This is a genomic window from Aquihabitans sp. G128, from assembly GCF_019048865.1.
In the GTDB taxonomy this organism is placed as follows: Bacteria; Actinomycetota; Acidimicrobiia; order Acidimicrobiales; family Iamiaceae; genus Aquihabitans.
In genome coordinates this window covers 44,028-57,128 of the sequence record NZ_CP077604.1, presented here as the reverse complement: position 1 = coordinate 57,128, position 13,101 = coordinate 44,028, and the positions used below count along the sequence as shown (strand labels likewise).

At 72.9% G+C, this 13,101-nt stretch carries 7 protein-coding genes and 1 pseudogene; 5 read left to right on the top strand and 3 right to left on the bottom strand.

Annotated features, from left to right (window positions below; translation table 11 throughout):
- The first annotated feature begins 21 nt into the window (after positions 1 to 21).
- Complete coding sequence (gene gabT / locus KSP35_RS00290) at positions 22 to 1,392, top strand: 4-aminobutyrate--2-oxoglutarate transaminase (protein ID WP_216998263.1); 1,371 nt, start codon at positions 22 to 24, stop codon at positions 1,390 to 1,392.
- Positions 1,393 to 2,184: 792 nt separating this feature from the next.
- On the opposite strand, the gene KSP35_RS00285 is transcribed toward gabT, so the two are convergent.
- Complete coding sequence (locus tag KSP35_RS00285; RefSeq protein ID WP_216998262.1) at positions 2,185 to 3,408, bottom strand: saccharopine dehydrogenase family protein; 1,224 nt, start codon at positions 3,406 to 3,408, stop codon at positions 2,185 to 2,187.
- Positions 3,409 to 3,421: 13 nt separating this feature from the next.
- A pseudogene (locus KSP35_RS00280) lies at positions 3,422 to 4,850 on the bottom strand (gamma-aminobutyraldehyde dehydrogenase).
- Between the two features lie 256 nt (positions 4,851 to 5,106).
- Between KSP35_RS00280 and KSP35_RS00275 the strand changes: the two are divergent.
- From KSP35_RS00275 to KSP35_RS00265, 3 genes are read left to right on the top strand one after another with little or no spacing between them, the layout of a single operon-like run.
- Positions 5,107 to 6,390 carry a nucleotide sugar dehydrogenase gene (locus KSP35_RS00275; RefSeq protein WP_216998261.1) on the top strand — a complete coding sequence of 428 codons (1,284 nt, stop codon included), beginning with the start codon at positions 5,107 to 5,109 and terminating at the stop codon, positions 6,388 to 6,390.
- Positions 6,391 to 6,428: 38 nt separating this feature from the next.
- Positions 6,429 to 7,358, top strand: coding sequence for a decaprenyl-phosphate phosphoribosyltransferase (locus KSP35_RS00270; RefSeq protein ID WP_216998260.1), 930 nt, complete (start codon positions 6,429 to 6,431; stop codon positions 7,356 to 7,358).
- 5 nt (positions 7,359 to 7,363) lie between these two features.
- Entirely contained in the window at positions 7,364 to 8,728 is a 1,365-nt protein-coding gene (locus KSP35_RS00265) for an FAD-binding oxidoreductase (protein ID WP_254126908.1), read from the top strand.
- A gap of 15 nt (positions 8,729 to 8,743) precedes the next feature.
- Here the strand turns inward: KSP35_RS00265 and KSP35_RS00260 are convergent, their stop codons facing one another.
- Complete coding sequence (locus KSP35_RS00260) at positions 8,744 to 10,657, bottom strand: nucleoside-diphosphate sugar epimerase/dehydratase (RefSeq protein ID WP_216998258.1); 1,914 nt, start codon at positions 10,655 to 10,657, stop codon at positions 8,744 to 8,746.
- An 89-nt stretch (positions 10,658 to 10,746) separates the two neighbouring features.
- Here KSP35_RS00260 and KSP35_RS00255 point away from each other — a divergent pair, with 89 nt between their 5' ends.
- A complete protein-coding gene (locus KSP35_RS00255) occupies positions 10,747 to 13,056 on the top strand; it encodes a DUF4012 domain-containing protein (RefSeq protein WP_216998257.1) in 2,310 nt (769 codons plus the stop codon).
- The last annotated feature ends 45 nt before the right edge of the window (positions 13,057 to 13,101 follow it).

The following is a 13,101-nucleotide window of genomic DNA, read 5'->3' as shown; positions in this document are numbered from 1 at the left end:
CCCCGCACCAAGGACCCACCGATGACCGATGTGATCACCACGCCCACCGTCGGCGGACCGACCCTGCCCCAGGAGCGCCGCCTGGTCACGGCCATCCCCGGGCCTCGGTCGCTGGCGCTCCACGCCCGACGCCAGGCCGCGGTGGCGTCCGGCGTCAGCAGCACGCTGCCCATCCAGGTGGTCGCCGCCGGTGGCGGCGTGCTGGTCGACGTCGACGGCAACTCGCTGATCGACCTCGGCTCGGGCATCGCCGTGGTCAACGTCGGCAACGCCGACACCGAGGTGGCCGCCGCCGTGGCGGCCCAGGCGGCGGCGTTCACCCACACCTGCTTCATGATCACGCCGTACGAGGGCTACGTCGCCGTGGCCGAGCACCTCAACCGCCTCACCCCCGGCGACCACGAGAAGCGCTCGGCGCTGTTCAACTCCGGTGCCGAGGCGGTGGAGAACGCCGTCAAGATCGCCCGGCACGCCACCGGCCGCAGCGCGGTGGTGGTGCTCGACCACGCCTACCACGGGCGCACGAACCTGACCATGGCCCTCACGGCCAAGTCGATGCCCTACAAGGCCGGCTTCGGGCCCTTCGCCCCCGAGGTGTACCGGGTGCCCATGGCGTACCCCTACCGCTGGCCGGGAGGGCCCGACGCCTGTGGGCCCGAGGCGGCCACCCAGGCCATCGACCACATCCGCACCGAGATCGGCGCCGACAACGTCGCCGCCATCCTGGTGGAGCCGATCCAGGGCGAGGGCGGCTTCATCGTGCCCGGCGAGGGCTACCTCCCGGCGCTCGTCGACTTCTGCCGCGAGCACGGCATCCTCTTCGTGGCCGACGAGATCCAGACCGGCTTCGGCCGCACCGGCCACTGGTTCGCCAGCGAGCACGAGGGCATCGTCCCGGACCTCGTCACCACCGCCAAGGGCATCGCCGGCGGCCTCCCCCTGGCCGGCGTCACCGGCCGGGCCGCCCTCATGGACGCCGTGCACGTCGGCGGGCTGGGCGGGACCTACGGCGGCAACCCCGTCGCCTGCGCCGCCGCCGTGGCCACCATCGAGCTCATCGAGCGAGACGGCCTCGTCGAGCGCGCCGCCACCCTGGGCGACGTGCTGCGCGCTCGGCTCGAGGCGCTCGCCGCCGACGACCCCGGCATCGGCGACGTCCGCGGTCGCGGCCTCATGCAGGCCATCGAGCTGGTGGTCCCCGGCAGCACCAGCCCCGACCCCGCACGGGTCCGCGCCGTGCTCGCCGCCTGCCACGCCGCCGGCGTGGTCACCCTCGGCGCCGGCACCTACGGCAACGTCATCCGCTTCCTCCCCCCGCTCGTCATCGGCGAGGACCTCCTCCACGAGGGCCTCACCGTCGTCGCCGACGCCCTCGCCGCCACCCGCCCCTGACCCGCGGGGGCCCGGCCCCACCTGGTGAGCGTCCACGCCCTCCCGGAGCGCTCATCCCCACCGGTCCCCGGCCGGTTCGCCGGGGACCGGGATGCTTCGGACCAGGGCCCCTCCCCCGCCCACCGCTTCGAACCACGCGCCGACGGCAGAGCCGGCGGCGGGCTCGTCGTGTGCGCCTGGCCGCATCGCACGCCCCGCGTCCCGGCCGGTTCGCCGGCGACCGGGGTGCTTCGGACCAGGGCCCCTCCCCCGCCCACCGCTTCGAACCACGCCGACGGCAGAGCCGGGATCGAGCGGGTGGTGTGCGCCTGGCCGCTTCGTCCGCAAGGTCCGTTCTCGGCATGTTTCGCGGCGAAGGTTCGTGCACTTCACGCTCCTCACCGCGTTGAGGTCACGAACCTTGCTCGTCGCACCGCCTAGATCAGCCAATTCGCCCACGACCGGCCGATTCCTGGCGCAAAGGGTCGCTATGCGACCCCCAGCGACAGGAATCCCGGCGAACCCGCCCCAGAAGCGGATATCCCCTACCAAACCGCCCAACCCAGCCTCCGTCGCGCCCTGCAAGCCGAGACCCACGACCCCGCCGTGGTCCCAAGCACCCCAGAAGGACGCACCCAGCCCAGGGAGCACGACCCCGCCGTGGTCCCAAGCACCCCACAAGGACGCACCCAGCCCAGGGAGCACGACCGCCCTGGTCCCAAGCACCCCGGCAACCAGCAACCACTCAGGCAGCCCGACCTCACTCCCAGCCGCCAGCAGCCCGCACTCCGCTCAGGCCAGCAGGAGGAGCTGTCAGGACGAAGCCGGCGTGCCGGGGCCGTCGCGGCGGCCGCAGGGGCTGCCGTACTCGGTGAGGAGGTCGAGGAAGGGGACGGCGTCGAACGCCTCGGGGCCGAGGACGCCGGCGCCGGACCAGGTGCCGTTGGCCACCAGCTCGAGGGCGACGACGGGGTTGACGGCGGTCTGCCAGACCACCGCCTGGGAGCCGTACTCGGCCATCGACCACTCGTTGTCGACGACGTGGAAGAGGTAGGTCTCGAACGGGCTGCCGTCCTTGCCGGTGCCGGTGACCCAGGTGCCGGCGCACGTCTTGCCGGTCATCTTGTCGCCGAGGGTGGCGGGGTCGGGCAGGCAGGCGGCCACGACGTCGCGCGGCGAGACCGAGGTGCCGCGGACCGAGACGGGGTCGGTGCGGTCGAGGCCGAGCTGGTGCAGCACCTTGAGCACGTTGATGAACTCGTCCCCCAGGCCGTACTTGAAGGTGGCCCGCCGGCACTCGACCCAGCGGGGCACGAGCAGCACCTCCTCGTGCTCCACGTTGACGCACTCGACGGGGCCGATGCCCTCGGGGAACTCGAACACCTCGGCACCGCTGAACGGCTCGGTGGTGAACCAGCCCCGGTCGGCCTCCCAGACCACCGGCGGGTTCAGGCACTCCTCGATGGTGGTCCAGATCGAGAACGACGGGGCGAAGTCGTAGCCGGCCACCACCAGGTTGGCCCCGTCCCGGATGCCGACCTCGTCGATGGACTCGAAGAGGTTGTCGGCGGCGTAGCGGGCGAAGACGTCCGACAGCCCCGGCTCGACGCCCATGCCCACGAGGGCGAGCCGGCCGCGGGCCTCCCACTCGGCGGCCTTGGCGAACTGGTCGTCGCCCAGCTTCACCCCGGTCTGCTCGTAGGGGGCGTCCGGGTGCGGCTTCGAGAGCGACATGGCCATGTCGACGTAGTGGCACCCGGCGGCCAGGGCAGCGTCGAAGAGCGGCATCACGAAGCGCGGGTCGGCGGCGTTCATGAGCACGTCGAGGCCCTCGGCCTCCAGCAGCGCCTGCACCGCTCCGGCATCCGAGGCGTCCAGGGCGACGCCCCGGGCGGTCGGGCCGAACGCTGCTGCCGCGGCCGAGGCACGCCGCTCGTCGATGTCGCCGACCACCAGGGCGTCGACGAACTCCCGTCGCGCCGCGATCTTGGCGAACGCCGTACCGACGCCCCCCGCTCCAACCAACAGGATCTTCACGGTGCGCTCCGGTTCAGAAGGCGGACATGACGTGCTTGATGCGGGTGTAGTCCTCGAGCCCGTACTTGCTGAGGTCCTTGCCCGTGCCCGAGTGGCCGAAACCGCCGTGGGGCATCTCGGCCACCAGCGGGATGTGGGTGTTGATCCACACGCAGCCGAAGTTGAGCCGGCGCGACACGCGCAGGGCCCGGCCGTGGTCGCTGGTGAAGATGCTCGAGGCGAGGCCGTACTTGACCCCGTTCGCCCACCGCACGGCCTCGTCCTCGTCGCTGAACTGCTGCACGGTGATCACCGGGCCGAAGATCTCGTTCTGGACGACCTCGTCGTCCTGGCGGAGCCCGCCGATGACCGTCGGGGCGTAGAAGAAGCCGGCGTCGCCCACCCGGGACCCGCCGGCGAGCAGCGAGGCGTGGTCGGGCAGGCGGTCGACGAAGCCCGAGACCCGGTCGAGCTGGGCGGCGCTGTTGAGCGGGCCGTAGTCGGCATCGGCGTTCGACGGCGGGGCGGTGGTGGTGCCCGCCGCCTGCTCGGCCAGGGCGGCGGCCAGGTCGGCGTGGATGCCCGGCGCGGCGATCACCCGCGTGGCCGCCGTGCAGTCCTGGCCGGCGTTGAAGTAGCCGGCGCCCGCGATGGCCTCGGCGGCCGCCTCGAGGTCGGCGTCGTCGAACACCAGCACCGGCGCCTTGCCACCCAGCTCGAGGTGCACGTTCTTGAGGTCGTCGGCTGCGGAGCGCATGACCTCCATGCCGGCCCGGACCGAGCCGGTGATCGAGACCATCTGCGGGATCTCGTGGGCCACCAGCGCGGCGCCCGTGGTGCGGTCGCCCGTGACGACGTTGAGCACCCCGTCGGGGAACACCTCGGCCGCCAGCTCGGCGAGGCGGATGGTGGTGACCGGCGTGGTGTCCGACGGCTTGAGCACGACGGTGTTGCCGGCGGCGATCGCCGGCGCCAGCTTCCAGATGGCCATCATCATCGGGTAGTTCCACGGGGTCACCTGGGCGCACACGCCCACGGGCTCCCGGCGGATCCACGACGTGTGCCCCGCCAGGTACTCCCCCGCCGAGCTGCCCTCGAGCACGCGGGCGGCGCCGGCGAAGAAGCGGATCTGGTCCACCATCGGCGGGACCTCCTCCTCGGCGGTCAGCCCGATCGGCTTGCCGGTGTTCTCCGACTTCGAGCGCCACCAGCTCATCGGCGTGGGACTCGACGAGGTCGGCGAAGCGCAGGAGCGCCCGCTGCCGCTCGCTCGGCGTGGTGTCTCGCCAGGACTCGAAGGCGGTGGCGGCGGCCCGGCAGGCGGCGTCGACGTCGGCCTCGCCGGAGCGGGGCGAGGTGGCGAAGACCTCGCCGGTGGAGGGGTCGACGAGGTCGATCGTGGCGCCGTCGGCGGCGTCGACGGCCTCGCCGCCCACCAGGTTGCGCAGGGCTCGGGTGGACACGGCAGCTCCTCGTGGTGCGGGCGTCGGGTGGACCGACGAGCCCGGGGCGTGGCCGGATGGTAGCCCGACACCACGATGGTTTCCCTTGGGAGCAGGGGCCGTCACGATGGTTTCCATCGCCGGAAACGCTGCCGACACCGGATGTGCCCCACCGCTGTGCCAACGCCGCGATGGTGGGGGCCTGCGCACCGGGCGGTGCTAGGTTCCGCGACCGCGTTTCGCGGTCGGCCGACCGCGAGGCCGGGGGAGGCAGAACGTGTCAACAGCAGCAGGGGCGCCCGATCGCGTCATCATCGTCGGTCAGGGCTACGTGGGCCTGCCCTTGGCGGTCCGCGCCGTCGAGCAGGGCCATGACGTCGTGGGCTTCGACCTCGACCGCGGCCGCATCGAGCAGCTCGCCGCCGGTGACTCCTACATCGAGGACATCCCGGACGAGCGCCTGGCTGCCTGCCTCGCCACGGGCCGGTACCTCCCCAGCTCGGACCCCGACGACCTGGCCGCGTTCGACATCGCCGTCATCTCGGTGCCGACGCCGCTGAAGGAGGGCTCGCCCGACCTGTCCTACATCGAGGCCTCCGCCGCCGAGCTCGGCCGCCGCCTCACCAAGGGCGCCTGCGTGATCCTCGAGTCCACCACCTACCCCGGCACCACCGAGGAGCTGGTGGCCCCGCTGCTCGAGCAGGCGAGCGGCCTCAAGGCCGGCGAGGACTTCCAGCTCGGCTACAGCCCCGAGCGCATCGACCCGGGCAACGCCACCTGGACGCTGGAGACCACCCCGAAGGTGGTGTCGGGCATCGACGCCGCCAGCCTGGCGCGGGTCAAGGGCTTCTACGACACCATCGTCGAGCGCACCGTGCCCACCCGCTCCCCGAAGGAGGCCGAGCTCACCAAGCTGCTCGAGAACACCTTCCGGCACGTCAACATCGCCCTGGTCAACGAGCTCACCATGTTCGCCCGGGACCTCGGGATCGACGTGTGGGAGGCCATCGACGCCGCCGAGAGCAAGCCCTTCGGCTTCATGCCCTTCCGCCCCGGTCCGGGCGTCGGCGGCCACTGCCTGCCCATCGACCCCTCCTACCTGTCGTGGCGGGTCAAGCAGTCCCTCGGCCTCACGTTCCGCTTCGTCGAGCTGGCCAACGAGGTCAACGAGCACATGCCCGACTACGTGGTCCGCCGCCTGGTCTCTGCGCTCAACGACCAGGAGCGCTCCATGAAGGGCAGCCGCATCCTGGTGGCAGGGGTGGCCTACAAGCGCAACACGGGCGACGACCGGGAGTCGCCCAGCGGCCGGGTCATCGAGCTGCTGACCGAGCAGCACGCCGACGTCGTGGTGTGCGACCCCCACGTCGACCCCGAGCGCAGCCACGCGACCTCCGGCGCCACCTGGGTGGAGCTCACCGCCGACGAGGTGCGCAAGGCCGACGTCGTGCTCATCCTCGTCGACCACGACGCCTTCGACCTGCAGCTCATCGAGGCCGAGGCGAAGTACGTCCTCGACACCCGACGTTGCACCAGTGGCACCAACGTCGAGCACCTCTGAGCCCGACCGGCGGCACGCCAGTCGATAGCCTCGCCGGGATGCCCAGGAACCCCGTGCCCACCGACGCGCCTGTGGCAGCTCCCCGACCACCCCGCTCGCTCGGTCGGGCCCTGCTGGTCGAGGCCCGTCCCAAGCAGTGGATGAAGAACCTGCTGGTGTTCGCGGCGCCCGGCGCAGCCGGCGTCATCGACCACCCGAAGCCGTTCTTCCAGACGCTCGGCGCGTTCGCCTGCTTCTGCCTGGCGGCGGCCGGCACGTACTACCTGAACGACGCTGCCGACGTCGAGGCCGATCGCCTCCACCCCACCAAGCGGTTCCGGCCCATCGCCGCTGGCGAGATCCCCCTCCCGCTCGCCCGGGCGCTGGGCGCAGCGGGCATCCTCGGCTCGGTCGCCGCGGCCTTCGCCGTCAACTGGCACCTGGCCGTCGTGGTGGCCGCCTACGTCATCACCACCACCGCCTACAGCATCTGGCTGAAGCACCTGGCCGTGCTCGACGTGGTGGGCGTGGCGGCCGGCTTCGTCCTGCGGGCGGTGGCCGGCGGCGCTGCGGTCGACGTGCCCATCTCCAACTGGTTCTTCATCGTGGCCTCGTTCGGGTCGCTGTTCATGGTGGTCGGGAAGCGTCGGGCCGAGGCCGACGAGCTGGGCGCCGAGGCCGCCGCCACGCGGGCCACGCTCGGCATGTACTCCCGGGACTACCTCATCCAGCTGCAGACCATCAGCTCCAGCGTGGTGATGGTGGGCTACTGCCTGTGGGCGTTCGAGAAGGCCGCCGAGTCCTCGGCCTCCGTGCCGTGGTTCCAGCTGTCGATCGTGCCCTTCGCCCTCGCCGTGCTGCGCTACGCGCTCCTCGTCGACACCGGCCACGGCGGCGCGCCCGAGGAGGTCGTGCTGGGCGACCGGTCCATCCAGCTGATGGTCCTGGCCTGGGCCGTGGCCTTCGCCCTGGGGATCTACGTCACGTGACCGCGGTGCCCGACCCGACCGAGCCCCTCGCCGGCTGGGCCAACACCGCGCCCACCCCGGCGACGGTGCTGCGCCCCCAGGACGTCGACGAGCTGGCTGCCGCCCTGGACCGGCCGTCCCCCCGGGGCGTGGTGGCTCGCGGCCTCGGCCGCTCCTACGGCGATCCCGCGCAGAACGCCGGCGGCCTCGTGGCCCTGACCACGGGCGTGTCGGGGATCCACCACCTCGACCTGGAAGCGGGCCTCGTCACCGCCGAGGCCGGCACCAGCATCGATGCGCTCATCCGCTGGCTCGTCCCCCTGGGCTGGTTCGTGCCCGTCACGCCCGGCACCCGCCAGGTCACCGTCGGCGGGGCCATCGCGTCCGACGTCCACGGCAAGAACCACCACAAGGTCGGCTCCTGGTGCGATGCGGTGGAGGCCCTCACCATCGTCACGCCGGCCGGCGGGCGGCAGCAGATCACGCCGGCCAGCCACCCCGACCTCTTCTGGGCCACGGCGGGCGGGATGGGCCTGACCGGCATCATCCTCGATGCCACCATCCGCTTGACGAGGGTGCGCACCAGCCTCCTCTCGGTCGACACCGACCGCACGCCGGACCTCGACACCACGCTCGACCTCATGGAGTCCGGCGACCACGCCTACGACTACTCCGTGGCGTGGATCGACCTCATGGCCCGGGGCGCGGCGGTGGGGCGCTCCATCCTCGACCGCGGCCGGTTCGCCGATCCGGAGCAGCTGAGCGACCGGCAGCGGCGCGACCCGCTCGGGTTCCGCTCCGGGAGCCTGGCCACGTTCCCGGACCTGGCCCCCACCAGCCTGATCACCCGCACCACCGTCCGGGCGTTCAACGAGGTCTGGTACCGCAAGGCGCCCCGCCGGCGCCGCGACCACCTCCAGACCATCAGCCAGTTCTTCCACCCGCTCGACATGGTCGACCGGTGGAACCGGGTGTACGGCCCGCGGGGGCTGCTGCAGTGGCAGTGCGCCGTGCCGCCGGACGCCACCGACGACCTGCGCTGGATCGTCCAGCAGATCAGCGCCTCGGGCCAGCCGTCGTTCCTGGCCGTGCTCAAGCGGTTCGGGCCCGGCAACGCCGGTCCCCTGTCGTTCCCCGTGGAGGGGTGGACCCTGGCCCTCGACGTCCCCGCCGGCGCCGACCCCGACCTCGGCCAGCTCCTGGACCGCCTGGACGACCGCGTGGTCGCGGCCGGAGGCCGGCTCTACCTCGCCAAGGACAGCCGGCTGCGGCCCGAGCTGCTCGAGGCGATGTACCCCCGCCTCGACGAGTGGCGCAAGGCCCGGGACGCCGCCGACCCGGACGGCCGCCTGGCCAGCGACCTCGGCCGCCGGCTCGGGCTCATCGGCTGAGCCCGCCGCCTCCGCTCAGGAGGCGAAGCGGCGCAGCGAGGAGCGATCGGGGTCCCGGCTGAGGTCCGGCAGCTCGCAGGTCTCGGCCAGCACCCGGGTCAGGTCGAAGCCGTCGCGATCCACCGTCGGGAGCTGCTCGGGATCGAGCGGCGGAACCCGGACGTGGGAGATCCCCGGGTGGCTCGGCCGAGCGTCGTCCTCGTCGGCGGCGAACAGGATCTCGTGGAGCTTCTCGCCCGGGCGCAGGCCGGTGTAGACGATGTCGATCGGGCGATCGGCCTCGGCGATGAGCCGACGGGCGACGTCGTCGATGCGCACCGGCTCGCCCATGTCGAGCACGAGCGCCTCGCCCGGCTGGCCGACGGCGCCGGCCTGGATCACCAGCTGCACCGCCTCTTCGACGGTCATGAAGTAGCGGGTGACGTCGGGGTCGGTGACGGTGACCGGTCCCCCGGCCTCGATCTGGGCGGTGAACGCCGTCAGCACCGAGCCGCGGCTGCCGAGGACGTTGCCGAACCGCACGCTCAGGTAGGTGCCGTCCACCCCGTTCGCGGCGTGGGCCGTGAGGCGCTCGGCGAGGCGCTTGGTGTAGCCCAGCACGCTGATCGGGTCGGCGGCCTTGTCGGTGGAGATGTTGACGAAGCGCTCGACGCCCACGGCTCGGCTCGCCTGCAGCAGCGCCACCGTGCCCCAGACGTTGGTCTTGAGCGCCTCGCTGGGGTGCATCTCCAGCAGGGGGAGGTGCTTGAGGGCGGCGGCGTGGAAGACGACCTCCGGACGGTGCTCGGCGAAGACCTGCTGGATGCGGGCGTGGTCGCGGATGTCGGCGACGACGAGGTTCCGGCTGTCGAGCATGGCCCGGCCCTCGATGGAGAGCTGCACCGCGTGGAGCGCCGACTCGTCGCGCTCCAGCATGACCAGCGACGCCGGGGCGAACCGGTAGATCTGGCGGCACAGCTCGGACCCGATGGACCCGCCGGCGCCGGTGACCAGCACCCGCTTGCCGGTGACGTATCCGGCGATGGCGCCCAGGTCGGAGTCGTGCTCGTGGCGGCCGAGCAGGTCGACCGGCGTGACGGGGCGGATGTCGGACACCCCGACCTCGGCGCCGTAGAGCTCGCTCGACGCCGGCAGGACGAGGAGGCGGAGCCCGGCTCGACCGGCCCGCTCCTCGACGTCGCGGATGAGCGAGGAGCCGGCGCTCGGGATGGCGAGAAGGGCCACCGTGGCCCGCACGGAGTCCGCCACCGACTCGATCTGGTCGTGTCCGCCGCGCACGGGCACGCCCCGGATGCGCAGGTTGCGCTTCATGGGGTCGTCGTCGAGCAGGGCGACGGGCAGGTAGCGGCCGCTCGGGTTGCGCAGCATGGCGGTGACGATCTGCTGCCCGCCCTCGCCGGCGCCGATGACCACGACGCGCTCGAGGTCGTCGCTCGTGGGCCGCAACCGCTGCTCGAGGTACCAGCGCCACACGTAGCGGACGCCGGCGCTGGCGGTGAGGACCAGCGTGCTGGCGAGCAGCGGCACGGACATGGGGACGTAGCGACCGAGGGCCAGGTCGAGCACGAGCAGCACGAGCGTGGTGCCCAGGATCGCTTCGACCAGCGTCGAGAGCTCCTCGAACGAGCCGAAGCTCCGCTTGCCGGAGTAGAGGCCGCGCAGGGTGCCGACCACCACGAAGATCACGGCCCCGTAGAGCGCGAAGAGCAGGAGGTGGCGGAGGTGCTCGCCGTGGCCGACGCTGAACTCGTACCGGAGGTAGGTGGCGACCACGATGGAGCCCGCCATGGCCGACGCGCCGGCGACGGCCTGGATGCGCCGCCGGGCGGCGATGGACGACAGGCGGAGCGCGACGGAGAGCGAGGCGGTCCGTGGGCCGGACGCGCTGGCGGCTTCGCTCGGTCCTTCCTGACCAGCTCCTGGTTCCACGTCACCCTCCCCCGAGGCAGCCGAGCGGTTGGACCGGCGCCGACACGGTACCGTCATCCGGTTCCACCGTCCACAACCCTTCGGCGAACGTGACCGCATCCATCTCCGCTCGCTATCGGGCCGCGCGCTCCGGCTCCGGCCGCACGGGTCGCCGTCGAGCCAACCAGCTCACCGTGGCCCTGGCCCTCGTCGCCGGCCTGGTGGCCACCGCCGCTCCGTTCGTCCTGACCGGCTACGCCGCGTTGGACGCCCTCGAGCGGTTCCTCGTCGTCGCCGTGGTGACCTTCGTGGGCGGTCACGCCCACCGCCGGACCTGGTTCGTGCTGGGGGCCGTCGCCGCCGTCCCGGCTCGCGGGGCCGCGCTCGCCTTCGTGCTCATCGGGCTGGCCGCCGCCCTCTCCGGCGCCCGCGCCACCCGGCGCTCGAAGGTCGTCGGGGCCGTCACCGCCGGGGCCCTGGCCAACGCCGTGCTCTGGTACCCCGCCATGGACCCGCCGCTCCTCGCTCCGATCGTGGCCGCCGTCGTGCTCCTGGGCCTCTTCGGGTCGGGCTTCGGCCAGGTCCGCCGCCGGCCGCGGCGGACCATCGCCACCGGCCTCGGCGTGGCCGTCCTGCTCGTCGTCGTCGCCCTCGGCACCACGGCCTGGGCGGCGCTCTCCAGCCGGAACGACGTGGAGGCGGGCACCAACGCCGCCCGGTCGGCCCTCGCCGCGGTGCGCGCCGGGAACAGCGATCGGGCCCAGTCGCAGCTGGCCCTCGCCGTGCGCCACCTGGATCGCGCCGACCACAAGCTGAACGCCCCCTTCGTGGTGCCGGGCCACGTGGTCCCCGGGCTGGCCCAGCAGCTCCGAGCCGTCCAGGTCGCCGTCCGGGAGGGCCTGGCGGTCAGCCAGGCCGCCGACAACCTGGTGTCCACCGACTACGACGGCCTGCGCTACCAGGGCCGCATCGACCTCGACGAGGTGAGCGACCTCGGCCCGCAGGCCAGTCGCGCGAGCGCGGCGCTCGACGACGCCGAGCGGCACCTGGCCGACCTCGACGACCTCTGGCTCGTGGGCCCCCTCCGGTCTCGGGTCGACGACTTCCACGCCGAGGTGCGCGACGCCAGCGACGACGCCGACCTCGCCGACGACCTCGTCCGGGTAGTGCCCGACCTGCTGGGACGCCGTGGCCCACGGCGCTACCTCGTGGCCTTCCTCCAACCCGCGGAGCTGCGCGGGGCCGGGGGCTTCGTGGGCAGCTACGCCGAGCTGGAGGCCGACGACGGCGACGTCGAGCTCGTGCGGTCCGGCCGCATCGACGACCTGATCGAGGGCGGGAGCCCGAACGAGCGCACCATCAGCGGCCAGAAGGCCTACACCGACCGCTACGGCCGCTTCGACCCCGCCTTCTTCCTCCAGGACACCACCTTCTCCCCCGACTGGCCGAGCGACGCCGCCGTGCTCGCCCAGCTCTACCCGCAGGCCGGGGGCCAGGCCGTCGACGGCGTCATCGCCGTCGACCCCACCGGTCTCGCCGCGCTGCTCCAGCTCTCCGGTCCCGTGCGCGTCGAGGGCCTCGACGTCCCGTTCACGGCCGACAACGCCGTGAGCCTGCTCACCAAGGACCAGTACCTCGTGCTCGGCGACCGCGCCCAGCGAGGCGACTTCCTCGCCGCGGCCACCAAGGCGACGTTCGAGAAGCTCACCGAGGCCTCCTTGCCGGCCCCCCGGAAGCTCGGCGACGTGCTCGGCCCGGCGAGCCGGGGCCGCCACCTGCAGATCTGGAGCCCGGACCCCGATGAGCAGGCGCTGTACCACCGCCTCGGCGCCGACGGCGGGGTCTCGGTGCCGAAGGGCGACGACGCCCTCATGGTCGTGAGCCAGAACGTGGGCAACAACAAGATCGACGCCTACCTCCAGCGCGACGTGACCTACCGGGCCACCGTCGACGCCCGGACCGGTGCCGTGCGCGCCACCGCCCACATCGTGCTGCGCAACACCGTCCCCACCACCGACCTGCCGGTGGCCGTCGTGGGCAACACCCGCGGGGCGCCGGTCGGCACCAACGTCAGCACCCTCAGCGTGTACTCGCCCCAGGCCTTCACGGGGGCGAAGATCGACGGCAAGGAGGTGCCGGTGGCTGCGACCAGGGACCTCCGCCTCGCCGTCTGGGACTCGCCCCTGCTCCTCGTGCCCCCGGGAGGCACGGTGACGGTCGACCTCGAGCTCCGGGGCGGGCTGGACCTGCGCACGGGCTACCGGTTCGCCTACCTGCCGCAGCCGGTGGTGGCCCCGGATCGCTTCCAGGCCCGCATCTCGGTGGCGCACGGCCGCTTCGACGGCGCGTCCGGCACCACGCTGAGCGTCGACGTGACCGCAGAGGAGCGCGTGGTGCTCCGGTCCGGCGTCCGCCGCTGACGGCCCCGGACCGAGGCATCCCTTCCCTGCGCAGCATCCCATCAG

Bases quoted from the DNA above. Each gene is read 5' to 3' on its own strand.
- gabT (WP_216998263.1), top strand. From the start codon at position 22: ATGACCGATGTGATCACCACGCCCACCGTCGGCGGACCGACCCTGCCC.
- KSP35_RS00270 (WP_216998260.1), top strand. From the start codon at position 6,429: ATGCCCAGGAACCCCGTGCCCACCGACGCGCCTGTGGCAGCTCCCCGA.